The following is a 24,512-nucleotide window of genomic DNA, read 5'->3' on the forward strand; positions in this document are numbered from 1 at the left end:
AACGGGGGCTGAACCAAATTTGACATTGTTGGGGCAACCGTTGGCCCGTCTAACCACGTCTTAACCACCCCTTAAATCGCCGCATTTAAAGTTCAACCGACTGGAGAACCGTTTGGCAAAACACGGTTTCTGCGATGTTGCTTAGCGCGAAGATGGAGTGCACCGGGTACTAGATGGCGGGCGGAGGCAAATCACGCGACAGGATCGAACCTTCTTTCAGCGGCCGCAACGACCGCGACGATGATGACGATTTCTCGCTCGATGCCGACGACCGTGTGGTCCGTGGACGCTCGAGCAAGCGGGCGGCTCCAAAATCGTCTCGCACACGGCAGCCCGAGAGACTAAAGCGCGGCCGCCGGGAACGCGAAGGCGGAAGCTTCTTCGGCTTCATCCGTCGCATTGTCTACTGGTGTATCGTTTTTGGCATCTGGGCCGGCATCGGCATTGCCGGCCTCGTCGTCTACTACGGGTCGCGCATGCCAAGCGCCAGCACCTGGGCCATTCCCGAGCGCCCCCCTAACGTCAAGATCACTGCGGTCGATGGCAGCGTCATGGCCAATCGCGGCACGACAGGCGGCGAAGCGCTCGCGCTCGAAGACATGTCGCCATACATTCCGGAAGCGATCGTCGCCATCGAAGACCGCCGCTTCTATTCGCATTTCGGCGTCGACCCGCTTGGCCTCGCACGCGCCTTCGTCACCAACCTGACGACCGGGCACATGGTCCAGGGCGGCTCGACGCTGACGCAGCAGCTTGCAAAGAACCTCTTCCTGTCACCGGAGCGCACGCTCGAGCGCAAAGTGCAGGAAGTCCTTCTCGCGCTTTGGCTGGAGCAGAAATATACCAAGGATCAGATCCTTGCGATGTATCTCAATCGCGTCTTTTTCGGATCGAACGCCTATGGCGTCGAAGCTGCCTCGCGCCGCTACTTCAACAAGTCCGCACGTGATGTGAACCTTGGCGAAGCCGCTCTGCTCGCTGGCCTTGTTAAGGCGCCGTCGCGCCTTTCACCGGCGCGCGATCCGCAGGCGGCGAACGCCCGTGCGCAGGTCGTGCTGCAGACGATGCGGGATCAGGGCTACATCACCGATGACGAAGTGAAGACCGCGATGTCGCAGACGCCGGCCAAGGCGAAGCGCTATTGGTCGGGCGCCGGGCACTATGTGGCGGATATGGTCATGGACCAGCTGCCCGGCCTGATTGGCGACGTCAAGGAGGACATCGTCGTCGATACGACGATCGACAAGACGCTGGAGAAGCGGGCCGAGCAGTCGCTGAACGACGTGCTCAGCAAAGATGGTGCCAAGCTCGACGTCTCGCAGGCTGCGTTGGTCTCACTCGACGGGACCGGCGCAATCCGCGCGCTCGTCGGCGGCAGGGACTATGCCGACAGCCAGTTCAATCGTGCGGTCACTGCCAAGCGGCAGCCGGGTTCATCCTTCAAGCCTTTCGTCTATGCGGCGGCGCTGGAAAAGGGCCTGACGCCGTTTTCCGTATTCAATGACGCGCCGATCCGTATCGGCGATTGGACGCCCGAGAACTACGAGAAGAAGTATAATGGCGAAGTGACACTTGCGACGGCCCTTGCAAAGTCGCTGAACACCGTCGCCGCCCAGCTGGTCATGTATGATGGGCCCGACCAGGTCATCAAGCTGGCACACCGTCTCGGCATCGAATCGGAACTGCTGCCCAATGCCTCTATTGCGCTCGGCACGTCGGAAGTGTCGTTGACCGAGCTTACAGGCGCCTATGCAGCGTTCATGAACGGCGGCTACAAGGCAACGCCGCACGTGATCCGGCGCGTGACGACGGCTGACGGCAGCAAGGTGCTCTATGAGAACACCTACGACAACCCGCCCCGTGTGCTGTCGGAAGCCATTGCCGCCAACATGAACACGATGATGATGGGCGTCATCAACCAGGGAACGGGAAAAAGTGCCAAGCTTTCCGGTTGGCAGGCAGCCGGCAAGACCGGCACCACCCAGAATTCCCGCGACGCGCTCTTCGTTGGCTTCACCAGCAACCTGACCACTGGCGTGTGGTTCGGCAACGACGATGGCAAGCCGATGAAGAAGGTGACAGGCGGCGGGTTGCCGGCCAAGGCATGGCAGGAGTTCATGGTCGCAGCCCACAAAGGTCTGTCGCCGGCACCGCTGTTCGGCAACGGGCAGTTTATGGCAGACCCGGCCAATTCTGGCTTCGGCGATCAGCCGATGGCGTCTGCCGAGCCCGGCGAGGCGCCGCCGCTTGAGGAGCCGACGACGATTGGCAGCATCCTTTCTGGTGTCTTTGGCGAATCGGCCGATGTGAGCGGGCGTTATCCACAGGCGCCCGACCGGCCAAAACGGCAGCCGATGGCCCCGACCCATGGCGGCCCGATCCCTCCCGCCGATGTCGCTCAGGATGGTGGGGACGGGTACGGCGATGCGCTTCCGCCGGGCGATATTGGCGAGCCTGAACCGTCGCAGGGCGGTCGTCCGAGACGGACGACTCTCCTCGACCTGATTATGGGACAATAGTCAACGAGTTTTGGCCAGGAAAACGCGATCTTCCTATGCCCGTCAAAATTAATTGTTGGGCGCTTGTTTTGCCCGTTTTCTGGCTGGTTCTCGCCTTGCAGTCCCGAAAACCGCTCCTTATATACGCGGCATCACCGCAATCACGATTGCGTTAATCTTAAAGACCCATCCCGTAAGGGGCTGTCAGGGAAATGCCTTCTCGGGGTTCCGACAGCTTGCTTCAAGGAGAGAATGACATGGCAAAAGTAATTGGTATCGACCTCGGAACGACAAATTCCTGCGTCGCGGTCATGGACGGCAAAGACGCAAAGGTCATTGAGAATGCGGAAGGTGCGCGTACGACCCCCTCCATGGTGGCATTTTCTGACGATGGCGAACGTCTCGTCGGGCAGCCGGCCAAGCGCCAGGCGGTCACCAACCCCACGAACACCCTCTTCGCAGTAAAGCGCCTGATTGGCCGCCGCTACGAGGATCCGACCGTTGAGAAGGACAAGAGCCTCGTCCCCTTCCATATCGTCAAGGGCGACAATGGCGACGCATGGGTCGAGGCCCAGAGCAAGTCCTATTCTCCGGCACAAATCTCCGCGATGATCCTTCAGAAGATGAAGGAAACCGCCGAATCCTATCTTGGTGAAAAGGTCGAGAAGGCCGTTATCACCGTTCCCGCATACTTCAACGACGCACAGCGCCAGGCAACCAAGGATGCCGGCAAGATCGCTGGCCTCGAAGTTCTGCGCATCATCAACGAGCCGACGGCAGCTGCACTCGCCTACGGTCTCGACAAGAAGGATGGCAAGACGATTGCCGTTTACGACCTTGGTGGCGGTACCTTCGATATCTCGATCCTCGAAATCGGCGACGGTGTCTTCGAAGTGAAGTCGACCAATGGCGATACCTTCCTCGGCGGCGAAGACTTCGACATGCGTCTCGTCGAATATCTCGTTGCTGAGTTCAAGAAGGACAACGGCATCGACCTCAAGGGCGACAAGCTTGCTCTGCAGCGCCTCAAGGAAGCTGCTGAAAAGGCGAAGATCGAACTGTCGTCCGCCCAGCAGACCGAAATCAACCTGCCGTTCATCACGGCTGATGCGACCGGCCCGAAGCACCTGACCCTGAAGCTGACGCGCGCCAAGCTCGAAAGCTTGGTTGATGATCTGGTCCAGCGTACGATTGCACCGTGCAAGGCAGCTCTGAAGGATGCAGGTGTCACGCCTGCTGAAATCGATGAAGTCGTTCTCGTTGGCGGCATGAGCCGCATGCCGAAGGTCCAGGAAGTCGTCAAGCAGCTGTTCGGCAAGGAACCCCACAAGGGCGTCAACCCTGACGAAGTTGTGGCACTCGGCGCCGCCATCCAGGCCGGTGTTCTGCAGGGCGACGTCAAGGACGTTCTGCTTCTCGACGTAACGCCGCTGTCCCTCGGTATCGAGACCCTTGGTGGCGTCTTTACTCGTCTGATCGAGCGTAACACCACGATCCCGACGAAGAAGTCGCAGACCTTCTCGACCGCCGACGACAACCAGCAGGCCGTCACCATCCGCGTTTCGCAGGGCGAGCGTGAAATGGCTGCCGACAACAAGCTGCTCGGCCAGTTCGACCTCGTTGGCCTGCCGCCGGCACCGCGTGGCGTTCCGCAGATCGAAGTCACCTTCGATATCGACGCCAACGGCATCGTTCAGGTTTCGGCCAAGGACAAGGGCACCGGCAAGGAACAGCAGATCCGTATCCAGGCCTCGGGTGGTCTTTCCGACGCCGACATCGAGAAGATGGTCAAGGACGCCGAAGCCAATGCTGAAGCCGACAAGAAGCGTCGTGAAGGCGTGGAAGCCAAGAACCAGGCCGAAAGCCTGATTCACTCCACGGAAAAGTCGCTGAAGGATTACGGCGACAAGGTCTCCGAAGCCGACCGCACTGCGATCTCCGACGCGATCGCTGCTTTGAAGTCTGCCGTCGAAGCAACCGAGCCGGATGCTGAAGACATCAAGGCAAAGACCCAGACCCTCATGGAGGTTTCCATGAAGCTCGGTCAGGCGATCTATGAAGCCCAGCAGGCGGAAGCCGGCTCTGCGGACGCTTCGGCGGAAGGCGGCGATGACAATGTCGTCGATGCCGACTACGAAGAAGTCAAGGACGACGACCGCAAGAAGTCCGCTTAAGCGAGGCGAAGCGGTTAAGCTTGAAACTGACATTCCGGCTGTCTTTGCGGCAGCCGGAAATCCATTTCCGGGGTCTAATCCTTAATGGCAAAAGCCGATTTTTACGAAACGCTGGGTGTCGCCAAGACGGCGGACGAAAAAGAGCTGAAAAGCGCCTTCCGCAAACTCGCCATGAAGTACCATCCGGACAAGAATCCGGGCGACCATGACGCCGAGCGCAAGTTCAAGGAGATCAACGAAGCCTACGAGATGCTCAAGGATCCGCAGAAGCGGGCGGCCTATGACCGTTACGGTCACGCAGCCTTCGAACACGGAGGCATGGGCGGTGGTGGTGGCGGTTTTGGCGGCGGCGGATTCTCCGACATTTTCGAGGATATCTTCGGTGAGATGATGGGCGGCGGCCGTCAGCGGCAGCGCTCTTCGGGCGGCCGCGAGCGTGGTGCCGATCTTCGCTACAACATGGAAATTTCGCTGGAGGAGTCCTTCTCCGGCAAGACGGCACAAATCCGGGTTCCGACATCGATTACCTGCGACGTCTGTTCCGGCTCGGGCGCAAAGCCCGGCACGCAGCCGAAGACCTGCGCCACCTGCCAGGGTTCGGGCCGCGTGCGTGCTGCACAGGGTTTCTTCTCGATCGAGCGCACATGCCCGACCTGCCATGGTCGCGGTACGATCATTCCCGATCCCTGCACGAAGTGCCACGGCCAAGGCCGCGTCACCGAGGAGCGGGCGCTCTCCGTGAATATTCCGGCTGGCATCGAAGACGGCACGCGGATTCGCCTGCAGGGCGAAGGCGAAGCTGGCATGCGCGGCGGTCCGGCGGGTGATCTCTATATCTTTCTGTCGGTCAAGCCGCATGAATTTTACCAGCGTGACGGCGCGGACCTCTACTGCACGATCCCGATCTCGATGACGACGGCCGCTCTCGGCGGCACCTTTGACGTGGCGACGCTCGACGGCACGAAGTCACGCGTGACGGTGCCGGAGGGCACACAGGCCGGCAAGCAATTCCGCCTCAAGGCCAAGGGTATGCCGGTGCTGCGTTCGCCGCAAACGGGCGACCTCTATATCCAGATCCAGATCGAGACGCCGCAGAAACTGACGAAGCGCCAACGTGAACTTCTTCAGGAGTTCGAGCAGCTCTCCTCGAAGGAGAACAATCCGGAATCGACCGGGTTCTTCGCGCGAATGAAGGAATTCTTCGAGAACTGATCAATCATCGATAAAATGTCGCAAAGGCCCGGTTGTTGTTGCAACCGGGCCTTATACATTGCTGTTCCGGCTCGCCTATACACGGTTGTTGCGCCGGCTCGACCTTCACATTCAAAATCGCTTTATTATCCTGGATCAACCAAATGATTGGTGGGACATTGAGATAATAAAAGGTTAAATTGGCGAGCCTAGCAACATCGCAGCGCCGGGGGACACTTGGAACGCCGTCTCGCAGCCATCCTCGCAGCAGACATCGTCGGCTACAGCCGATTGATGGGCTCAGACGAATCCGGGACCCTGAGCGCGGTGAAAAACTGCCGCACGGAGCTTCTCAATCCGAAGATTGCGCAGCATCGCGGCCGCGTCGTCAAGTTGACCGGCGATGGCATGCTGGTCGAATTCTCCAGTATCGTGAATGCCGTCGCCTGCGCCGATGAGGTGCAGCGGGAAGCTGCTCAGCGAAACCTGTCGGTGCTGGAGGAAAAGCGCATCGAATTTCGGATCGGCATCCATCTGGGCGATGTGATCGTTGAGGACGGCGATATCTTCGGGGATGGCGTCAATGTTGCCGCCCGACTGGAAACACTGGCTGAACCCGGTGGCATTGCCGTTTCCGCCTCGGTCAGAGACCACGTCGGCTCACGGCTCGACCTGTCCTTCGAGGATCGCGGTGAACACAGGCTCAAGAACATCAAGGAGCCGGTCCGGGTCTATGCGATTTCCCCGAGACGGGCATTGCCATTGAAGGTGAACAAGGCCGCTTTGACCGCTGCCCGGGAAAAGCAAAAGCAGCTCGTTGCCGTGCTGCCTTTCACCAACATGAGCGGCGACGCCGAGCAGGAGTATTTTTCGGACGGCATCACCGAAGACATCATCACCGATCTCTCCAAGGTTTCGAACCTTTATGTCGTCGCGCGCAATACCGCCTTCACCTACAAGGGCAAATCCGTGCAGGTAAAGCAGGTCGCAGCCGAACTTGGCGTCGATTTCGTTCTCGAGGGGAGCGTGCGCAAGGTCGGGCAGCGTGTCCGCATCACCGGGCAGCTGATCGATGCGAGGAATGGCGGTCACCTGTGGGCCGATCGGTTTGACCGCGATCTGACCGATATCTTTGCCATCCAGGACGAGATCACCCACGCGATCGTCGATCAACTCAAGATCAAGCTGCTGCCCGAGGAGCGGCGAGCGATCGAAGCCGAACCGACATCCAATGTCGAAGCTTATACCTATTATCTGCGCGGCCGGCAGCTCTCCCACACCTGGACAAGGCCTTACCTGGTTCTGGCGCGGCGCATGTTTGCAACGGCGGTCGCGCTGGATCCGGAATATGCGCGTGCCTATGCCGGCATGGCCGATTGCGAGTCGGCACTGCGCGACTGGCACGCCGGTGAGTATACGCTGCAGGGGATTCTCAGCCTGAGCGCCAAGGCGCTCGCACTCGATCCGAACCTTGCGGAGGCGCATGCCTCGCGAGGCTTGGCCTTGCACCAGGACGGGCGAGACGGGGAGGCGCTTGTCGAGTTCGAGAAGGCTCTCGCTTTGGAACCCGATCTCTACGAGGCCAACTTCCATTACGGACGCTTCCTCTTCATGCAGGGCAAGTTCGAGGGTGCGATCACCTTTTTCACCAGGGCAGCCGAGATACGCCCCGACGACTATCTATCGCCGATCCATCTGATGAGCGCCTGTCGGTCGCTTGGGCTGATGGAGGAACGGGAGCATTGGGCGCGCGTATGCATCGAGCGCGCAGAGCAGGCGTTGGAGCGCCATCCGGAAAATTCGGGACCGGCTCATCGTGGAGCGCTTGCGTTGGCTCACCTGGGCGACGCGGAAGGAGCAAAGGAATGGGTTAAGCGTGCCCAGATGATCGATCCGGACGACATTGTTGCGCAATACAACATCGCATGCGTCTATGCGCTGCTGAACGAATGCGACGCCGCGCTCGACCTCTTGGAATCGCTACTGCCGCAGTCGTCTTGCTATCACATCCTGTGGTTCAAGCATGATTCGGACCTCGATTCGGTGCGCGATCATCCGCGATTCGAGAAGATGCTGGATGCGATAGCGGCATGTTCGGCCTCGATGGACTTCAAGGAGGCTTCGGAATAGCGTCTTGGCCCGCCGATTGCTCCATAATGGAACAAGCGCGCCCGCGCTTCTGCCTTGCGTTAACGCAGGCGATGAATGGCGCTTTGCAAAGACACACAAAGCCACCAGTATCCTCTCGGGGATCAACCAAAAAACCGAGGGCAACTTCCATGACGGCAGCAGCCACTTCTTTGTCTTTCCAGTCTGACGATGTCGATGTGCTTGCCGGCGCGCTCTATGCTTGGTGTGCCGAGCGCAACATCAAGCTGCGCAGCCAGCAGGGACTTTCCATCGCCAGCATTGCGATCGATCTCTATCATGCCGGCCATCAGACACAGGACGATCTGCTTGTCGCGCTTCACGAGTGCGAACTGCACTGACCGATTGCAGACCTCAGCCCAAAGCCTCGGCGTAGCTTTCACCGGTCATGATCGACAGGATGGTTTTTACGGCCTCCTTGCCGGCCGTGGAGCGAAGCTTGTCGTAGTGGAGGGCGAGCTCATAGGCTTCGGGACTCAGCCCCGGTCGCGCTACTAATCCGTCAGTCGGGTTGGCCCCCTCGAACAACTCCGAAATATCCACGCCCAGAAAGACTGCGATCTGGTGAAGTTTGCTTGCAGATACGCGATTGGTGCCTTTCTCGTATTTCTGAATCTGTTGAAAAGTCAGCCCCAGCGCCTCTCCCAGTTCCAGCTGCGATATGCGTTGTTTGGCCCTGAGTGTCCGTACATTTTTGCCGACAATAATATCTACCGGATCTGGCACTGCTGTGTTCCCTTATAATACAATCAAATGCGCTAGTACTATGCCCGCCTTTTGTAATATCTCAACCTGATAGTTGCAAATTTCAACCCGCTTTTGCTATGGTTTTTGAGCCTGCAGCCATACACTTTCGGCGTAGGCATAGACTGTAACGTGCACGCTATTTCCGATGCCAGTTAAGGGCGGCAAACGCCTGCGAATGGCAGGTCATTTTACTTGTCGTGACCGTCCACTGATTCTCTCTCGCTTCCATGCCCTGGCAAACTTGACCGAAGCGTCGGCGACTCCTATTTTAGAACGGTTCTAAAATCGAGGTTGTCATGCTGCGCAGGCTTTTGAGGTTATCCAAGCGTTCGTTCGATTCGTTGTCCGAACAGGAAATACTCGCACTCGCGATTGGGTCCGAGGAGGAGGATGCGCGCATCTATCTCGCCTACGCCGACATGTTGCGCAGCAACTATCCCGCGTCTGCGAAAGTCTTCGACGAGATGGCCGAGGTCGAAGACACGCATCGCAAGTCCCTGATCGCAATCTATCGCCAGCGGTTCGGCGAGCGCATCACGCTCATTCGTCGAGAGCATGTGCAAGGGTTTTATGAACGCAAGCCCGACTGGCTGCGGCGCAACCTGCCGCTGGAAAAAATCCGGAGCGAAGCCGAAGCGATGGAGCGGCAAGCCTATCGCTTCTATGTCGAAGCGGCCCGGCGCGTCACGGATGCGCAGACCCGACAGTTGCTCGGTGACCTCGCATTGGCGGAACAGGGCCACGAGGACATTACCCGCATGCTGGGCGATAAGCACACGCCTGCGGAGGTCAAGGCGGAGGAAGATCACGCCGCTCGCCGCCAACTGGTGCTCACCTATGTGCAGCCCGGCCTTGCCGGCCTGATGGACGGCTCGGTGTCGACGTTGGCCCCCATCTTCGCAGCCGCCTTTGCCACTCAGGACACCTGGCAGACCTTTCTTGTCGGCATGTCGGCATCCGTCGGCGCCGGCATCTCGATGGGCTTCACGGAAGCGGCGCACGACGACGGCAAGATTTCAGGCCGCGGTTCCCCGATCAAACGCGGTATCGCCTGCGGTGTCATGACCGCGCTTGGCGGTCTCGGTCATACACTGCCCTACCTGATACCGAATTTCTGGACCGCAACGACGATGGCTGTGGTCATTGCGATCTTCGAGCTCTGGGCGATTGCCTTCGTCCAGAACAGGTACATGGAAACGCCATTCCTGCGCGCTGCACTTCAGGTGGTCGTTGGCGGCAGCCTTGTGCTCGGTGCCGGCATTCTGATCGGTAATGGGTGAGGCGAGGGCCGACGCAGCCGGAGCAATTCGATCCAGTGGTTCGATTGCTACGCCGAACGCCTGGGCCTAAGCGAAGCCCGGGATACGGTGCTGCGAAGTCCCCAACAAATGAAGGCCGGCCTTTTGCCGGCCTTTTTGCTCAATCCGATATCGTCTACTTCAAAGCACCGACGAGGACGTCGCGGCCATTTTCGATAGTAACCCAGCGGCCGGCATTGTTGCTCGACTGGCGCTTGATGAAGGAGTAGGGGGTGTCGAACCACGGCTTGACGTTGGATGCCAGGTTGTCGAGCACGAAGTCGCCGTTGCTCGTGCGCAGCGTCAGCACGGCATGGCCCTCGCCGTCAGGCTTGCGGACCACGGTTAGAAGAAGATTAGCCGGCGAAACTCCGCGCTGGATCAGGATGCGACGCTTCAACAAGGCGAAATCCTCGCAATCACCGGCGGTCGTCGGATAGGCCCAGACCTCATCCCTGCCGTAGATTTCCTTGTCGGTCATCGGCGTGATGCTGCGGTTGACCATGGAGTTGACCGACCGCACCATTCCCCATTTCGCATCCGACATCTCGGCCGGCGAGACATTGCGGTTCGGGCCGCATTCATTGCGATGGGTCTGGCAGAAGTCGTAATGGCCGATCGGTTGGGAAGTGGCTGCGCCAGTGACCATCGAGAGGTTGTTGGTGGAAGCCGGCGTCGCGGCTGTAGACATAGCAAACACGGCCATCATGGCCACGACGAAACCCTTGATCCGCACGCCCGCTCTTCCCTTGCATCGCCCATGTATTGTTAACAAAAAGTTAACGGACGGAGGCTTGGAGAGTCAATCGTTACTTCTGGGGAGGGGGCCGCTACCCACCAACATGGTTAAAATCCGTTAGGATTTGGCACAGGTGGTATCGTTTGGCTTAGCGGATCAGCCCTTTGACGGCAGCAAACATGCGCGCGATGTCCTGGGGTCGCGACAGCCGGTGATCACCGTCACGCACGAAGGTCAGCACCACGTCGTCGGCGGGAAGATGTTCCACGAGCTTCATGGCGTGCTGATAGGGAACGTCGGGATCCTTCATGCCTTGCAGGATATGCACCGGGCAGCGGGTCTCGATAATGCCCTTGAGCACGCTGTTGTCGCGCCCGTCCTCCATGAGCGCCCGCGTATAGATGTTCGGCTCCGGGCTGTAGGCCGACCGCTCTTCAAAGTACCCGCGCTCGACCAGCGAGGCTTTCTCTTTCTTGGTGAGGTTCGGTTCGATCAGATCGGAGGTGAAGTCGGGAGCCGGCGCAATCAGTACCATACCCTCCACCTTTGGCCCGTCCTGGCGCTTGGCGAGCTCCTGGGCGAGCCGCAAGGCAATCCATCCGCCCATCGACGAGCCGACGATGAGAATGCGTTCGGGTGCTTTATGGAGGATCACGGCAAGCGCTTCCTCCAGCCAGCGCGAGATCGTCCCGTCGGTAAATTTGCCGCCGGATAGACCATGACCGGAATAGTCGAGGCGCAGGCATGCGAGGCCGTTTTCCGCCGCGAACTTGTCCAATTCCACCGCCTTGCTGCCGCTCATGTCGGAGCGGTATCCGGATAGCCAGACGAGGGTTGGGCCACCGGCTTGGCCAGATTGGCTTCGCGCGATATATGCGATCTCGCGCGCGGCTTCACCCTGTCCGACGGTCAGATATTGTTGGTCATGAGTGAGATTTGCGTCAGACATCGCGGAACTCCAGTTGTTTTGGCCTATAAAACAGATTCTTGACAGGCTGACAGCAGATGTTTTTTCCGCTAAAGGATGTTACTGACTCCGTTGCAGCGATGGCGAAACTACGTTTGTACTTCCGTTATTGGAGGTGCCAGGCTGCAGCGATCCGAAACAACGCGAGGAGAATACGACCATTCGCAGACCTTTTAAAAACGACGCGCCCGTTAAGGAAGGGCCGCGCTCGAACAGGGAAATTCGCATTCCCAAAGTTCAGCTGATCGATGCTGAAGGACAGAATTTAGGCGTCGTGGCCACAGACCAGGCCCTGAGAATGGCTGAAGAAGCCGGACTCGACCTGGTGGAAATTTCCCCCAATGCTGAACCGCCTGTGTGCAAGATCCTCGATCTGGGCAAGCTGAAATACGCAAACCAGAAGAAGGCGGCTGAGGCGCGCAAGAAGCAGAAGATCGTCGAAGTCAAAGAAATCAAGATGCGCCCCAACATCGACACCCATGATTATGAGGTGAAGATGAAGGCGATGGGCCGTTTCTTTGAGGAAGGCGACAAAGTCAAAGTGACGCTGAAGTTCCGCGGCCGTGAAATGGCCCACCAGGAACTCGGCATGAAGCTGCTGCAGCAAGTGAAGGCCGATACGACCGAGTTCGCAAAGGTCGAAGCCGAGCCCAAGCTCGAAGGTCGCCAGATGATGATGGTGCTTGCGCCGAAGTGAAGCGCACGCCACTCTCGTATCAAAGCCGTCCGTGAGGGCGGCTTTTGTATTTTGGGTTGGTGCTTTCCCAATCTGACAGGATGCGCTCAACGGTAGGCTTATGGCGGCTGGCTCGATTTCGCTACCTCGCGGCTGGGTGGCTTGAGGTGAAACTGACGCTCACGGCCATGCCCGCCCGCCCGCCGGCAATGGCCTAGAAGATTCATCGGCTGCCCCGTTGCACTTTTGTGACGCTGCGGTTATAAGCGCGCGTCCGAACTGACCGGCAGGGCATGCCGTGGCAGTTTCGAATGCTTGCGGAACGGTTCGTCACCGGAACCGCAGATCAACAACAACGCTCCCGCACCTTGTTGCGACGGCCGGAAACCGGGCATCGCGAGAAGGCTTCTTTGGTGAAGCAGCCGGGGGTACAGAAACGGAGTAGCAAAATGCCCAAGATGAAGACGAAGTCCTCCGCCAAGAAGCGGTTCAAGATCACCGCGACCGGCAAGGTCAAGGCTGCAGCTGCTGGCAAGCGCCATGGCATGATCAAGCGTACCAACAAGTTCATCCGCGATGCACGTGGCACCATGGTTCTCGCAGAACCGGATGGCCGCAAGGTCGTGAAGAACTACCTGCCGAACGGTCTCTGAGACTATTCCGCGAACGCTTTAGATTAAGGAGATCATGAAATGGCACGTGTAAAAAGAGGCGTTACCGCCCACGCCAAGCACAAGAAGGTTCTGAAGGCCGCCAAGGGCTTTTATGGCCGTCGCAAGAACACCATCCGCGCCGCGAAGGCTGCTGTCGATCGTTCCAAGCAGTACGCTTACCGCGACCGCAAGATCAACAAGCGCAACTTCCGCGCCCTCTGGATCCAGCGCATCAACGCTGCTGTCCGCGAATTCGGCCTGACCTACGGCCGTTTCATCGACGGCCTGAACAAGGCTGGCATCGAAGTCGACCGCAAGGTTCTCTCCGACATGGCCATCCATGAGCCGGAAGCATTCGGTGCACTCGTTGCTGCCTCCAAGAAGGCTCTCGAGTACCTGAAGGACGCTGGTACGAAGAACGAGTTTGAAGCAGCCGTCAACTAAGCCGGCGCCATTCGAACTTTTGTTTCGATGATTTTGAACCCGCGCTGGCAAGGCTTGCGCGGGTTCTTTTGTTTCTACCGTAAGGCTTCGGGAAAGTTCGGCAGAGGCCCAGCAGGGTCCGGTTGGTGTCGTGCCGTTCGAGGCCACGGTCGAACTGGGTAAACACACAGGCTTTCTCGGCCGCTTTTTATGGTGTGCCCGGTTGATTGGCCGCGTGCACATGGGTAGTGATCTGCGACGCTTCATCGTGGCAATGCAGCTATCCGATGCATGTTTTCGTGAACTATCGACAAGACTGACGCCCGTGAGGCAGGAAAAGATGACCGAACTCGAAACCCTGGAAAAGCAACTTCTGTCTGATGTGGCAGCCGCTGCCGACGAGCCGGCGATCGAAGCCGTGCGTGTCGGCGCGCTCGGCAAGAAGGGTTCGGTCTCCGAGCTCCTGAAGACGCTCGGTTCGATGACGCCGGAAGAGCGTCAGACGCGCGGCGCCGCCATCAACGCGCTGAAGAACGCCGTGACGGAGGCGATCACCGCCCGCAAGGCGGAGCTCAAGAAAGCAGCCATCGATGCACGCCTGAAGGCAGAAACGGTGGACGTCAGTCTGCCCGTTCGCTCGTCGCCGGCCGAGCGTGGCCGCATCCACCCGATCAGCCAGATCATCGACGAGATCACCGCGATCTTCGGCGACATGGGCTTCTCGATCGCCGAAGGCCCCGATGTCGAGACCGATTACTACAACTTCACGGCACTGAACTTCCCGGAAGGCCATCCGGCCCGCGAGATGCACGACACCTTCTTCTTCAATCCTGATGAAAACGGTGAGCGCAAGGTGTTGCGCACCCACACCTCGCCGGTGCAGGTGCGCACGATGGAAGCGCAGAAGCCGCCGATCCGCATCATCATCCCGGGCAAGACCTACCGCCAGGACAGCGATGCCACCCACTCGCCGATGTTCCATCAGGTTGAAGGCCTGGTCGTCGACAAGAAGGCCAACGTTGCCAATATCCGTTGGGTATTGGAAGAATTCTGCAAGACCTTCTTCGAGGTCGACAGCGTGACGATGCGCTTCCGCCCGTCCTTCTTCCCCTTCACTGAACCGTCCTTCGAGGTCGACATCCAGTGCGACCGCTCCGGCCCGATCGTCAAGTTCGGCGAAGGCACCGACTGGATGGAAATCCTCGGCTGCGGCATGGTGCACCCGAACGTGCTGCGCGCCGGCGGCCTCGATCCGGACGAGTACCAGGGCTTTGCCTGGGGCATGGGTCTCGACCGCATCGCCATGCTGAAGTACGGCATGCCCGACCTGCGCGACTTCTTCAACGCCGACGTCCGCTGGATGACCCATTACGGCTTCCGCCCGCTCGACATGCCGACGCTGTTCGGTGGTCTGAGCGCGTAAGGGAGGATAGAGATTATGAAGTTCACACTTTCCTGGCTGAAGGATCATCTGGAAACGGATGCCACCCTCGATGAAATCTGCACCCGCCTGACCCAGATCGGGCTCGAGGTCGAGGACGTCGACGACAAGTCGGCGTTCAAGCCCTTCGTTATCGCCAAGGTCCTGTCGGCGGAAAAGCATCCGCAGGCCGATCGCTTGAAGGTCCTGTCGGTCGACACAGGCAACGGCGCTCCAGTCCAGGTGGTCTGCGGTGCGCCGAATGCGCGCGCCGGCCTGATCGGCGCCTTCGCGGCAGCCGGCACCTATGTTCCAGGCATCGAGGCAATGCTTGCCGTCGGCAACATCCGCGGTGTCGAGAGCCACGGCATGATGTGCTCCGAGAAGGAACTGATGATCTCCGATAATCACGAAGGGATCATCGACCTGCCGGAAGATGCGCCGGTTGGGCAGAGCTATGCGGCTTATGCTCATCTCGATGATCCGGTGATCGAGATCAATCTGACGCCGAACCGTCCCGATTGTACCTCGATCTACGGCATCGCCCGCGATCTGGCCGCCTCCGGCCTCGGCACGCTGAAGACGCGTTCCGTGCCATCCTTCGCCGTCGACGGCGAAACACCGGTCAAGCTGACGCTCGATCTCGACGACGCCAAGCTCTGCCCGGGCTTTGCGCTGCGTCTGGTGCGCGGCGTCAAGAACGGCCCGAGCCCGAAATGGGTGCAGCAGCGGCTGCTCGCCATCGGCCTTCGCCCGATCAATGCGCTTGTCGACATCACCAACTACATGACCTTCGATCAGGGCCGGCCGATGCACGTCTTCGACGCCGCCAAGGTCACGGGTAACCTGACCGTCCGCCGCGCCAAAGAAGGCGAGACGGTCCTCGCTCTCGATCAGCGCGAATACACGCTCAATGCCAACAACGTCGTCATATCAGACGAAGAGGGTATCGAGTCGATCGGCGGCATCATGGGCGGCGAGCATTCCGGCTGCGATGAAAACACCACCGATGTGCTGATCGAATCCGCGCTCTGGGATCCGATGAACATCGCCAAGTCTGGCCGCGGCCTCGGCATCATCACAGATGCCCGCTATCGCTTCGAGCGCGGCGTCGATCCGGAATACATGGTTCCGGGCCTCGAGCGCACCACCGAACTGGTCCTCGAATTCTGCGGCGGCACTGCCGCCAGGGCAGAGGTCGTCGGCTACAGGGGCTACGAGCCGAAGATCGTCGATTTCCCCTTCTCCGAGGTCAAGCGACTGACGGGCCTCGACGTTTCCACTGAGGAAAGCACCGAGATCCTGACGCGTCTCGGCTTCAAGGTTACGGGCTCCGGCGAGTGCGTGTCGGTCGCCGTTCCCTCCTGGCGTCCCGATGTCGATGGCAAGGCCGATCTCGTCGAAGAGGTCATGCGCATTCACGGCGTCGACAACATCAAGCCGGCGCCGCTGGAAAGCCATGCGGCCGTCAACGGCAAGATCCTGACGGCGCTGCAGATCCGCACCCGCATCGCCAAGCGTGCGCTTGCCTCGCGTGGCATGCTGGAAGCGGTCAACTGGTCGTTCATTTCGGAAGATCAGGCGAAACTCTTCGGCGGCGGCTCGCCGGCGCTCAAGCTTGCCAACCCGATTGCGTCAGACATGTCCGACATGCGCCCCTCGCTGCTGCCGGGCCTGCTCAGCGCCGCCCAGCGCAATGCCGACAAGGGTTATGGCGACGTCGCTATCTTCGAAGTATCCGGTACCTATGAGAACGACCGGCCGGAAGGCCAGCGCCGCGTCGCCGGCGGCATCCGCCGCGGGACCGCATCGCTGGCCGGCGCTGGCCGCATGTGGTCGAACAATGCCAAGGGCGGCGGCAAGCCGGTCGATGTCTTCGATGCCAAGGCCGATGCGCTCGCCGTGATCGAAGCCTGCGGCCTGCCGATGGGCAACATCCAGATCGAGCAGGGTGGGCCTGAATGGTACCACCCCGGCCGCTCCGGCACGATCAAGATGGGTCCGAAGGTCGTGCTCGGCTATTTCGGCGAATTCCATCCCTCGACGCTTGAGGGGCTCGATGTTTCCGGCGCGCTGTGCGGCTTCGAAGTCTATGTCGACGCCATGCCCGAGCCGAAGAAGAAGGCGACCCGCACCAAGCCGGCGCTGGAGCTTTCGCCGTTCCAGGCCGTCAAGCGCGACTTCGCCTTCGTCGTCGACAAGGCGGTGGAAGCCGGCGCGATCATCAAGGCGGCGACCGGTGCTGACCGCAAGCTGGTCACATCAGTCAATGTCTTCGACGTCTTCGAAGGTGCCTCACTCGGCGACGGCAAGAAGTCGGTGGCGATTGAGGTGCAGATCCAGCCGGTCGAGCGCACGCTGACCGACGAGGATTTCGAGGCGCTGACGGAGAAGATCGTCGCCAGCGTGACAAAGTTCACCGGCGGCGTCCTCAGAGGTTGAGCGCATCGCATTTCGTAAGATCAACCGCCGGCGATCGTCTCGCCGGCTTTTCTATGTGTGCAGATAGTAGAGCTTGTTGACGATCATCCAGCGGCCTTCGATCTTCAGCATCGACAGATAGTCGGTGAAGAGCATTCCGGCGAAATTGTCGCTGACCTTCACGCTCGCCGCATCGCCGACGACGTCAAGCATCTGGATGTCCATGTGCGGCTGCGTTCCGGGTGGTGCCGAGCCTTCGGCGACGATTGCGGCAATGAATTCTTCCCGGTTCAGCCACTCGACGGCGTTTTCGTAGTGCCCGATGATGGCGCATTGCGGATGAAAGGCCTTCCGCAATGCAGCTTCGTTGGCGAAGGTCATGCCTTCGACGTAGAGATGAACGACTGCTTCGATTGCTTGCTGGTCCGACATGCATCACCTCGCCAGAACATGTCCATAGCATAGTGCAGGGACTGCTTGCGGCAAGGTCGCCGAAGGATGCGGCATGCGTTTGAGGCTTCAACCTTTCGGTTAGAGGTTGGTCATCGCGAGTGACGCGTCCGAGTAGCGCTTACCGGCGATCCGATCGAGCGGAATGGTGTCGCGCAGCTCGGCCAGTTCGGATCCGCTGAGTGCGATGTCCGCTGCCGCAGCATTCTGCTCGAGATGATGGAACTTGCGGGCGCCGGGGATCGGCACGACGTCGTCTCCCTGATGCAGCACCCAGGCGAGGGCGAGCTGCGCGGCCGTCACGCCCTTTTCCTCCGCGAGCGTTTCGAGCTTGGCCACGAGCGCGGCGTTCGCGTCGAAATTGCCGGACTGGAAGCGGGGCAACTGACGCCGGAAGTCGTCGACGCCGAGATCCTCCGGCTTCTTTATCGAGCCTGTCAGGAAGCCGCGGCCGAGTGGGCTATAGGGCACGAAGCCGATGCCCAGTTCGCGGCAGGTGTCGAGAACGCCGTCTTCGGGATCGCGGGACCAAAGCGAATATTCGCTCTGCAGGGCCGCTATCGGGTGGACCGCATGCGCACGACGGATCGTGGCGCTGCCGGCCTCCGAGAGACCGAGCGCGCGCACCTTGCCCTCCCGCACAAGTTCGGCCATGGCGCCGACCGTGTCTTCGATCGGCACATCAGGATCCACCCGATGCTGGTAGAAGAGGTCGATCGTCTCGACGCCGAGGCGCTTCAGCGAGGCTTCGGCGACCCGCTTCACGTTTTCCGGGCGGCTGTCGACACCAGTCATTGCGGCCGGCCCCGACTTCGCCGGATCGAGCTTGAAGCCGAACTTGGTGGCGATGACCACGCGGTCGCGCACCGGCTTCAACGCCCGACCGAGAAGCTGTTCATTGGTATAGGGACCGTACACTTCGGCCGTATCGAAGAAGGTGACGCCGAGTTCGACGGCGCGGTGCAGCGTCTTGATCGCCTCGTTCTCGTCGCTTGCGCCATAGGCGAAGCTCATGCCCATGCAGCCGAGGCCGACGGCAGAGACGGTCAGATCGTTTCCGAGTTTGCGGGTTTTCATGCGAAGGCTCCCTTGTCGAGCGAAGTTCAAACCGCGGTCGATACCGGCGGTACCGACGTAACGTAGCGCCCGATCAATCATCAAAAAATAGGTGCAATATATAACAGGCTGTTCTAACTGTTGGATCAATGAACCGGACACAGCTTGCCCAACTCGCCGTTCTTGCCGCCGTTTCCGAACGGCAGAGTTTTCGTGCGGCTGCCAAGGAGTTGCAGATTGCGCCATCTGCCGTCAGCCATGCGATCTCCAGCCTGGAGGAGAGTCTCGGCGTCCGGCTGCTGGCGCGAACGACACGCAGCGTGGCGCCGACCGAGGAGGGACGCCTTCTGCTGCAGCGCCTGATGCCGGCGCTGGACGAGATCGGGATCGCGCTGGAAGCTGTTGCCGAGGCCGGCGGAAGACCGGCCGGCAATCTACGCATCACCGCCCCGCGCTTTGCCTCGGATATCCTTCTTGCGCCGCGGCTCGGCGAGTTCCTGAACCGCTATCCCGACATCACCCTCGAGATCGCCAATGAGGATGGCTTCACCGATATTGTCAGGGAAGGTTTCGATGCCGGGATCCGGCTGGAGGAGAGCCTTGAGGCGGATATGATCGCAGTGCGGGCCTCGCCTAACCTGACGACGGTGATTGCGGGTTCTCCCGAATATTTCGGGCGACACCCTAAGCCTCTGCATCCTTCCGATCTTGTCCATCATCGCTGCATCAAGCGGCGCTTCACCAATGGCACGATCTATCGCTGGGAGTTCGAGAAGGATGGGCAGGAACTCGTCGTTGCGGTCGACGGGCCGTTGATCGTCGCCGAGGACAGGCTCGCGTTGATCGCAGCGCTGAACGGCGCCGGGCTCGCTTATCTCTTCGATCTGCGCGTCGAGAACGAACTGGAAAGCGGCAAGCTTGTCCGCGTGCTCGAAGACTGGTGTTCACCGTATCCCGGGCCGTTCATCTACTATCCCAGCCGACGCCAGATGCGCCCCGCCCTGCGCGCCTTCATCGACTTCTTCCGGTATATTGGGTGACGGGGGAGTGACGCCACGGGCATTCACTCCCGCCGAATCGACAATCAGGCGAAAGCCTTCTGGTTTGCGGCTGTTGTTGCAAGCTGCGACAACGTCTTGTCCGTTGCCGTTTCTTCCTGCAACGTCCTGTCGAGCAGGGCGACGACATCCTTCTTGCCGAGCGCCTGCGCCCAGGTCTTCAGCGTGCCGTAGCGGGCGATCTCGTAGTGCTCCACCGCCTGCGCCGAGGAAATGAGACCGGCATCGATAGCCGCCGACCCCTTGAATTCTTCGATGATCTCTTCGCCTTCGGCAATGATGCCTTGGATAGCCTCGCAGGTCTTGCCCTGAACACGCCTGCCGACCAGTTCGAAAACCTCCTGTAGGCGCTCGACATGTCCCTCGGTCTGCTCCCGATGCTTTTCGAAGCCGGCCTTCAGCTCCTTCGATTGGGCTGCACGGGCCATTTTCGGCAACGCGCGCAGAATCTGCCGTTCGGCAAAGTAGATATCTTTCAGGGTATCGTAGAATAGATCGTCGAGCGTTTTTGCTTTAGCCATTGTCTCAATCCTTGCTGTGTGGAGAGCCGCGGGGCTCGGACGTGAGAGGAAAGATAAGAGAAAGCCAATTGTTCCGGTCTTTTCGGGTGGTGCCGATCACCAATGAAGGCAGACTGAGGCGCGTTCAACCAACGGGAGCTGTTCGTGAAGAAACCAGGATCGATGAAGGGCTTGGAAGAGCTGGGACGCGTGCGTCTTTCGAAGAATTTCTTCCTGCGCGACTTCCTGCATTCGGAAATTGCTGATTTCTATCGCATTCCAAACATCCCGGATAATCCCGAGCTGGCGATCGAAGCCGGAAGGCAGCTTTGCGAAGAACTGCTGGAACCGCTGCAGGCGACGTTCGGCCGGTTGCATATCCGCTCCGGCTATCGCTCCGCCGAGGTCAACCAGTTCGGCAATCGCAACAATCTCAACTGCTCGTCAAACGCGGCGACGACCGCTGACCATATCTGGGATGTTCGCGACTTCGATGGCTGCATGGGCGCCACCGCCTGCGTCGTCGTACCGTGGATGGTCGACAACTACAGGAATGAAGAGGACTGGCAGCGGCTCGCCTGGTGGATTCACGACCATCTGCCCTATGCCTCGCTCTGCTTCTTTCCGAAGCTCTGGGCTTTCAATATCCAGTGGCACGAGCGGCCGCGGCGCGTGATCCAGAGCTATGTCAGGCCGCGCGGCATCCTGACCAAGCCCGGCATGGAGAATTGGGAGGGCAGCCACACGCACTACTACGAGGGCTTTGCACCGCTCAGAAATTGATGCGGTAGCGAATGTGCCCGTCGCTTTCGACGTAGCTGTCGTAGAGCGCCCGCGCCGCCCTGTTCTGCTCGCTCGTGTGCCAGTAGAGCCGCGACCAGCCGTTTTTCCTGCAGAGCAAAACGAGGTCGTCCATCAATGCCCGGCCCACGCCCATGCCGCGGGCGTTAGGATCGACGAACAGGTCCTCGAGGTAGCAATCCTTGCCGCGGATCCACGTGCCTTCGTGCGTCAGGCAGAGCGTGAAGCCCATGACCCGGCCATCCACGTCAGCCACGCGCATGAAGATCGCGGACGCCGGATCGAAGACCCGGCGCCACGTCGCATCGGTGATGTCGGCGTCGACCGTGACTTCATAGAAGGCGAGGTAGCCGGCCCAAAGCTCGCGCCAGCGCGTCTCATCTTCGGGTCTCGCGTCGCGGATCGTCACGGTCATCGTTTCCTCCCGTCAGGCGCCGGCCTTGTCGAGCAGCGCCATCGCGTCGCCAGACAGCGCAAGCGTCGCCGACCGGGTCAGGCTCTCAAGCTGGGACAGGCTGGTAGCACTGGCGATCGGCGCCGTCACGCCCTTCTTTCTGAGCAGCCAGGCAAGCGCGATCTCGGCAGGCTTGGCGCCGGTCTCCACCGCCACCTTGTCGAGCGCTGCGAGGATCCGCAAGCCCTTGTCGTCGAGGTATTGAGCGACGCGGCCTTCGCGGGCACGTCCTTGCGTGTCGGCCTTCGTGCGGTACTTTCCCGAGAGGAAGCCAGCGGCCAGGCTGAAATAGGTGATGACGCCGATGTCATCCTTGACGCAGAGATCGGCCAGCGGCCCCTCGAAGCTTGCGCGTTCATAGAGATTGTATTCCGGCTGGATGACGTCATAGCGCGGCACGCCGGCCTTCTCGGCCGCATCGAAGGAGGCCCGGAGCTGCGCAGCGTCCAGGTTCGAGCAGCCGATCGCGCGGATCTTGCCCTGCTGCTTCAGCTTGGCGAACGCGCCGAGCGTTTCCTCGTAGGGCGTGTTCTCATCGGGCCAGTGCGAGAGGTATAGGTCGATATAGTCGGTCTGCAGCCGGCGCAATGAATCCTCGACTGCGTTCAGAATGTAGGTCTCCTTCAGCGTCTTTCCCTGTCCCATGTCGGAGCCAACCTTGGTGATGATGATGGCCTTGTCGCGGGAAACCTTGCCGCGCTTCAGCCACTTGCCGATGATCTCCTCGGAATCGCCGCCTTTGTTGCCGGGCACCCAGGCCGAATAGACATCAGCCGTGTCGATTGTGTTGAAGCCCGCATCGAAGAAGGCGTCGAGAATGTTGAAGGAGGTCTTCTCATCGGCGGTCCAGCCGAAGACGTTGCCGCCGAAGACGATCGGGGCGATCGAAAGGCCAGTTTTTCCAAGACGGCGCATATCCATGGCGCTCTCCTAAAGTGCTGAATTGATTGAAATCGCTGACGCGGCAGAACACCGCCGGGGATTAACCTAGCGCGGCTACGGCCAGATGGAAACCAACTCCGCGAATTGTGATCGCGCCATTGCGCGGCAGTCGTCGCCTCACTAAGGTGCCCGAAAATCGAACCAGGAGAGGACCCAGGCTATGCTGCGTTTTGGTATTCTTTCGACCGCGAAGATCGGCCGCGAACTCGTCGTCCCGGCTATCCAGGATGCGGAAAACTGCGTCGTGACGGCTGTTGCCAGCCGCGATCTGGCGAGAGCGCGCGAGATGGCGGATCGCTTTTCCGTTCTCCACGCCTTCGGCTCCTACGAGGAAATGCTGGCCTCCGACAAGATCGACGCAGTCTATATTCCGCTGCCGACGTCGCAGCACGTCGAGTGGACGATCAAGGCCGCCGATGCCGGCAAGCATGTGCTCTGCGAAAAGCCCATCGCGCTCAAGGCTGATGAGATCGACAGCCTGATCGCCGCCCGCGATCGCAACAAGGTCATGATCACCGAAGCCTACATGGTCACCTATGCTCCGGTCTGGCGGAAGGTGCGCTCGCTGATCGCCGACGGTGCGATCGGCACGCTTCAGCATGTCCAGGGTGCCTTCACCTATTTCAATCGCGACCCCGGCAACATGCGCAACATTCCGGAGCTCGGCGGCGGCGCGCTTCCCGATATTGGCGTCTACCCGACGATCAGCACGCGCTTCTCGACAGGCAAGGAGCCGCTGCGCGTACAGGCGGTCACCCGACGCGACCCGGAGTTCGGTACAGACATCTATTCCAGCGTCAAGGCCGACTTCGGTGACTTCGAGCTGAGCTTCTATATCGCCACCCAGCTTGCCAACCGCCAGGTCATGGTGTTCCACGGCACGGATGGCTTTATCGAGGTCAAGTCGCCGTTCAACGCCGACCGCTGGGGCGCCGAGGAGATCGAGCTCACCAACCGCAGCCACAACGAATCGACGATTTTCCGCTTCCCGGATAGCCGGCAATACAAACGCGAAGCCGAAGCGTTTGCGCGTGCAGCCAAGGGCGAGAAGGAAGAGGTCGTGACGCTGGAGAGCTCGAAGCTCAGCCAGAAATTCATCGACGCGATCTACCGCGCCAGCGAGAAGGACGGCTGGGAGACTGTCTGAGGTTTATTCGCGGCGGAGCACAAATCGCAGGTAGCCGAAGCAGCTAAAGCCTAGCGAGGTAACCGAGGTAAATGCCATCGCCGCGAGTGGCTGCAGCGATGGCGAAATCGCGATCAGCGAGGCGAACAGACCGTAGTTCAAGAGGACGGCGATCGTCAGGATGGACGCGACACCAGCGTCGCTGACGGCCAATCTGCCGCCAGTGGTTACGTTGCTCCAAGGCAACAGAGTGCGCATTACGATGAGCGAAGCGAGCAGGCTAAGAGCACGCGCGATGAAAGGGCTCAGTGCGGTATGCAGCAAGAGGAAGAGTAGAACGTCCGCTGCCGCGCCGACGATCGACAGTGCAAGGAAGCGCCGAAACAACGCACTGCGCCCGCGCTCAGCCATTGATCGCCAGCATACCCGCAATGATAAAGACTGCACCTATTGCGTAGCGCAGCGTCAGGGCTTCGCCGAGAAAGGCCTGCGCCAGCAAGGGCACGAAGCAGAACGTCAATCCCATGAAGGAATAGGCCATGGTCAACGGCACGGCCTTGAGGACATAGATCCAGATGATAGTGCCCAGACCGTAGAGGAGAAGCGCCGCGATCAGCACGGGGTTGAGAAACAGCGCGAGCAGATTGCGTACACTAAGTTCGCCGGCGGTCGCACTTGTCATTTTGAACAGGACCTGGCCGGAGGCGATGAGCAGCGGTGTACCGATAAGGCCGACCCAGTTGCTGATTGAAAGGTTGGAGAGCATGGGG

The 24,512-nt window shown here is 60.0% G+C and carries 24 protein-coding genes; 14 read left to right on the top strand and 10 right to left on the bottom strand.

Annotated features, from left to right (window positions below; all coding sequences use genetic code 11):
* The first annotated feature begins 173 nt into the window (after positions 1 to 173).
* The 5 genes from ACSQ9D_RS20230 (at position 174) to ACSQ9D_RS20250 (ending at position 8,352) form a co-directional block, all read left to right on the top strand.
* Entirely contained in the window at positions 174 to 2,519 is a 2,346-nt protein-coding gene (locus ACSQ9D_RS20230) for a transglycosylase domain-containing protein (protein ID WP_436283641.1), read from the top strand.
* A gap of 236 nt (positions 2,520 to 2,755) precedes the next feature.
* Entirely contained in the window at positions 2,756 to 4,672 is a 1,917-nt protein-coding gene (gene dnaK / locus ACSQ9D_RS20235; RefSeq protein ID WP_024313480.1) for a molecular chaperone DnaK, read from the top strand.
* An 84-nt stretch (positions 4,673 to 4,756) separates the two neighbouring features.
* The gene (gene dnaJ / locus ACSQ9D_RS20240) at positions 4,757 to 5,884 is read left to right on the top strand and encodes a molecular chaperone DnaJ (RefSeq protein WP_436283642.1); all 1,128 of its coding nucleotides are present in this window, start codon (positions 4,757 to 4,759) and stop codon (positions 5,882 to 5,884) included.
* 273 nt (positions 5,885 to 6,157) lie between these two features.
* Positions 6,158 to 7,993, top strand: a complete 1,836-nt coding sequence (locus ACSQ9D_RS20245; protein ID WP_436283883.1) for a TPR end-of-group domain-containing protein — start codon at positions 6,158 to 6,160, stop codon at positions 7,991 to 7,993.
* Positions 7,994 to 8,142: 149 nt separating this feature from the next.
* Entirely contained in the window at positions 8,143 to 8,352 is a 210-nt protein-coding gene (locus ACSQ9D_RS20250; RefSeq protein WP_024313483.1) for a hypothetical protein, read from the top strand.
* Between the two features lie 13 nt (positions 8,353 to 8,365).
* Here ACSQ9D_RS20250 and ACSQ9D_RS20255 read toward each other — a convergent pair whose 3' ends face one another.
* Complete coding sequence (locus ACSQ9D_RS20255) at positions 8,366 to 8,737, bottom strand: helix-turn-helix domain-containing protein (protein ID WP_436283643.1); 372 nt, start codon at positions 8,735 to 8,737, stop codon at positions 8,366 to 8,368.
* Positions 8,738 to 9,054: 317 nt separating this feature from the next.
* On the opposite strand from ACSQ9D_RS20255, the gene mbfA reads away from it, so the two are divergent.
* A complete protein-coding gene (mbfA, locus tag ACSQ9D_RS20260; protein ID WP_436283644.1) occupies positions 9,055 to 10,038 on the top strand; it encodes an iron exporter MbfA in 984 nt (327 codons plus the stop codon).
* Between the two features lie 154 nt (positions 10,039 to 10,192).
* Here the strand turns inward: mbfA and ACSQ9D_RS20265 are convergent, their stop codons facing one another.
* Together ACSQ9D_RS20265 and ACSQ9D_RS20270 are read right to left on the bottom strand one after the other, a co-directional pair.
* Positions 10,193 to 10,792 (bottom strand): transglutaminase-like cysteine peptidase, encoded by a 600-nt coding sequence (locus tag ACSQ9D_RS20265; protein WP_037114976.1) that lies wholly within the window; start codon positions 10,790 to 10,792, stop codon positions 10,193 to 10,195.
* A gap of 151 nt (positions 10,793 to 10,943) precedes the next feature.
* On the bottom strand, positions 10,944 to 11,744 hold the full coding sequence (locus tag ACSQ9D_RS20270; protein ID WP_436283645.1) for an alpha/beta hydrolase: 801 nt from the start codon (positions 11,742 to 11,744) through the stop codon (positions 10,944 to 10,946).
* Positions 11,745 to 11,922: 178 nt separating this feature from the next.
* On the opposite strand from ACSQ9D_RS20270, the gene infC reads away from it, so the two are divergent.
* From infC to pheT, 5 genes are all read left to right on the top strand, one after another.
* Complete coding sequence (infC, locus tag ACSQ9D_RS20275) at positions 11,923 to 12,459, top strand: translation initiation factor IF-3 (RefSeq protein WP_024313488.1); 537 nt, start codon at positions 11,923 to 11,925, stop codon at positions 12,457 to 12,459.
* 428 nt (positions 12,460 to 12,887) lie between these two features.
* Positions 12,888 to 13,091 (top strand): 50S ribosomal protein L35, encoded by a 204-nt coding sequence (gene rpmI, locus ACSQ9D_RS20280; protein WP_004108077.1) that lies wholly within the window; start codon positions 12,888 to 12,890, stop codon positions 13,089 to 13,091.
* A 39-nt stretch (positions 13,092 to 13,130) separates the two neighbouring features.
* Positions 13,131 to 13,535 (top strand): 50S ribosomal protein L20, encoded by a 405-nt coding sequence (rplT, locus tag ACSQ9D_RS20285; RefSeq protein WP_007798644.1) that lies wholly within the window; start codon positions 13,131 to 13,133, stop codon positions 13,533 to 13,535.
* A 319-nt stretch (positions 13,536 to 13,854) separates the two neighbouring features.
* On the top strand, positions 13,855 to 14,937 hold the full coding sequence (pheS, locus tag ACSQ9D_RS20290) for a phenylalanine--tRNA ligase subunit alpha (RefSeq protein ID WP_436283646.1): 1,083 nt from the start codon (positions 13,855 to 13,857) through the stop codon (positions 14,935 to 14,937).
* A 15-nt stretch (positions 14,938 to 14,952) separates the two neighbouring features.
* Positions 14,953 to 17,376, top strand: coding sequence for a phenylalanine--tRNA ligase subunit beta (gene pheT, locus ACSQ9D_RS20295; protein WP_436283647.1), 2,424 nt, complete (start codon positions 14,953 to 14,955; stop codon positions 17,374 to 17,376).
* A gap of 51 nt (positions 17,377 to 17,427) precedes the next feature.
* Here the strand turns inward: pheT and ACSQ9D_RS20300 are convergent, their stop codons facing one another.
* Positions 17,428 to 17,787, bottom strand: coding sequence for a nuclear transport factor 2 family protein (locus tag ACSQ9D_RS20300; RefSeq protein WP_037114966.1), 360 nt, complete (start codon positions 17,785 to 17,787; stop codon positions 17,428 to 17,430).
* Positions 17,788 to 17,886: 99 nt separating this feature from the next.
* Complete coding sequence (locus tag ACSQ9D_RS20305; RefSeq protein ID WP_436283648.1) at positions 17,887 to 18,882, bottom strand: aldo/keto reductase; 996 nt, start codon at positions 18,880 to 18,882, stop codon at positions 17,887 to 17,889.
* A 128-nt stretch (positions 18,883 to 19,010) separates the two neighbouring features.
* On the opposite strand from ACSQ9D_RS20305, the gene ACSQ9D_RS20310 reads away from it, so the two are divergent.
* The gene (locus tag ACSQ9D_RS20310) at positions 19,011 to 19,901 is read left to right on the top strand and encodes a LysR family transcriptional regulator (protein WP_436283649.1); all 891 of its coding nucleotides are present in this window, start codon (positions 19,011 to 19,013) and stop codon (positions 19,899 to 19,901) included.
* A 44-nt stretch (positions 19,902 to 19,945) separates the two neighbouring features.
* On the opposite strand, the gene ACSQ9D_RS20315 is transcribed toward ACSQ9D_RS20310, so the two are convergent.
* Entirely contained in the window at positions 19,946 to 20,440 is a 495-nt protein-coding gene (locus tag ACSQ9D_RS20315; RefSeq protein WP_436283650.1) for a ferritin-like domain-containing protein, read from the bottom strand.
* A gap of 144 nt (positions 20,441 to 20,584) precedes the next feature.
* On the opposite strand from ACSQ9D_RS20315, the gene ACSQ9D_RS20320 reads away from it, so the two are divergent.
* Positions 20,585 to 21,202: a hypothetical protein gene (locus tag ACSQ9D_RS20320; protein ID WP_436283651.1), complete on the top strand. Its 618-nt coding sequence runs from the start codon at positions 20,585 to 20,587 to the stop codon at positions 21,200 to 21,202.
* Here ACSQ9D_RS20320 and ACSQ9D_RS20325 read toward each other — a convergent pair.
* Entirely contained in the window at positions 21,192 to 21,635 is a 444-nt protein-coding gene (locus tag ACSQ9D_RS20325; protein WP_436283652.1) for an N-acetyltransferase family protein, read from the bottom strand. The two genes, ACSQ9D_RS20320 and ACSQ9D_RS20325, sit on opposite strands and share 11 nt — an antisense overlap.
* Positions 21,636 to 21,647: 12 nt before the next feature.
* A complete protein-coding gene (locus ACSQ9D_RS20330; protein ID WP_436283653.1) occupies positions 21,648 to 22,595 on the bottom strand; it encodes an aldo/keto reductase in 948 nt (315 codons plus the stop codon).
* 181 nt (positions 22,596 to 22,776) lie between these two features.
* On the opposite strand from ACSQ9D_RS20330, the gene ACSQ9D_RS20335 reads away from it, so the two are divergent.
* Complete coding sequence (locus tag ACSQ9D_RS20335) at positions 22,777 to 23,763, top strand: Gfo/Idh/MocA family protein (protein ID WP_436283654.1); 987 nt, start codon at positions 22,777 to 22,779, stop codon at positions 23,761 to 23,763.
* 3 nt (positions 23,764 to 23,766) lie between these two features.
* Here ACSQ9D_RS20335 and ACSQ9D_RS20340 read toward each other — a convergent pair whose 3' ends face one another.
* Positions 23,767 to 24,153, bottom strand: a complete 387-nt coding sequence (locus tag ACSQ9D_RS20340; protein WP_436283655.1) for a GtrA family protein — start codon at positions 24,151 to 24,153, stop codon at positions 23,767 to 23,769.
* Positions 24,146 to 24,508 carry a transporter gene (locus ACSQ9D_RS20345; RefSeq protein WP_436283656.1) on the bottom strand — a complete coding sequence of 121 codons (363 nt, stop codon included), beginning with the start codon at positions 24,506 to 24,508 and terminating at the stop codon, positions 24,146 to 24,148. The genes ACSQ9D_RS20340 and ACSQ9D_RS20345 overlap by 8 nt, the downstream gene beginning before the upstream one ends.
* Between the last annotated feature and the right edge of the window lie 4 nt (positions 24,509 to 24,512).

The sequence above is a fragment of the Rhizobium sp. LjRoot258 genome (assembly GCF_964254185.1).
In the GTDB taxonomy this organism is placed as follows: Bacteria; Pseudomonadota; Alphaproteobacteria; order Rhizobiales; family Rhizobiaceae; genus Rhizobium.

Bases quoted from the DNA above. Each gene is read 5' to 3' on its own strand.
- ACSQ9D_RS20230 (WP_436283641.1), top strand. From the start codon at position 174: ATGGCGGGCGGAGGCAAATCACGCGACAGGATCGAACCTTCTTTCAGC.
- dnaK (WP_024313480.1), top strand. From the start codon at position 2,756: ATGGCAAAAGTAATTGGTATCGACCTCGGAACGACAAATTCCTGCGTC.
- dnaJ (WP_436283642.1), top strand. From the start codon at position 4,757: ATGGCAAAAGCCGATTTTTACGAAACGCTGGGTGTCGCCAAGACGGCG.
- ACSQ9D_RS20245 (WP_436283883.1), top strand. From the start codon at position 6,158: ATGGGCTCAGACGAATCCGGGACCCTGAGCGCGGTGAAAAACTGCCGC.
- ACSQ9D_RS20250 (WP_024313483.1), top strand. From the start codon at position 8,143: ATGACGGCAGCAGCCACTTCTTTGTCTTTCCAGTCTGACGATGTCGAT.
- mbfA (WP_436283644.1), top strand. From the start codon at position 9,055: ATGCTGCGCAGGCTTTTGAGGTTATCCAAGCGTTCGTTCGATTCGTTG.
- ACSQ9D_RS20270 (WP_436283645.1), bottom strand. From the start codon at position 11,744: ATGTCTGACGCAAATCTCACTCATGACCAACAATATCTGACCGTCGGA.
- rpmI (WP_004108077.1), top strand. From the start codon at position 12,888: ATGCCCAAGATGAAGACGAAGTCCTCCGCCAAGAAGCGGTTCAAGATC.
- rplT (WP_007798644.1), top strand. From the start codon at position 13,131: ATGGCACGTGTAAAAAGAGGCGTTACCGCCCACGCCAAGCACAAGAAG.
- pheS (WP_436283646.1), top strand. From the start codon at position 13,855: ATGACCGAACTCGAAACCCTGGAAAAGCAACTTCTGTCTGATGTGGCA.
- pheT (WP_436283647.1), top strand. From the start codon at position 14,953: ATGAAGTTCACACTTTCCTGGCTGAAGGATCATCTGGAAACGGATGCC.
- ACSQ9D_RS20300 (WP_037114966.1), bottom strand. From the start codon at position 17,787: ATGTCGGACCAGCAAGCAATCGAAGCAGTCGTTCATCTCTACGTCGAA.
- ACSQ9D_RS20305 (WP_436283648.1), bottom strand. From the start codon at position 18,882: ATGAAAACCCGCAAACTCGGAAACGATCTGACCGTCTCTGCCGTCGGC.
- ACSQ9D_RS20310 (WP_436283649.1), top strand. From the start codon at position 19,011: ATGAACCGGACACAGCTTGCCCAACTCGCCGTTCTTGCCGCCGTTTCC.
- ACSQ9D_RS20315 (WP_436283650.1), bottom strand. From the start codon at position 20,440: ATGGCTAAAGCAAAAACGCTCGACGATCTATTCTACGATACCCTGAAA.
- ACSQ9D_RS20325 (WP_436283652.1), bottom strand. From the start codon at position 21,635: ATGACCGTGACGATCCGCGACGCGAGACCCGAAGATGAGACGCGCTGG.
- ACSQ9D_RS20330 (WP_436283653.1), bottom strand. From the start codon at position 22,595: ATGGATATGCGCCGTCTTGGAAAAACTGGCCTTTCGATCGCCCCGATC.
- ACSQ9D_RS20335 (WP_436283654.1), top strand. From the start codon at position 22,777: ATGCTGCGTTTTGGTATTCTTTCGACCGCGAAGATCGGCCGCGAACTC.
- ACSQ9D_RS20340 (WP_436283655.1), bottom strand. From the start codon at position 24,153: ATGGCTGAGCGCGGGCGCAGTGCGTTGTTTCGGCGCTTCCTTGCACTG.
- ACSQ9D_RS20345 (WP_436283656.1), bottom strand. From the start codon at position 24,508: ATGCTCTCCAACCTTTCAATCAGCAACTGGGTCGGCCTTATCGGTACA.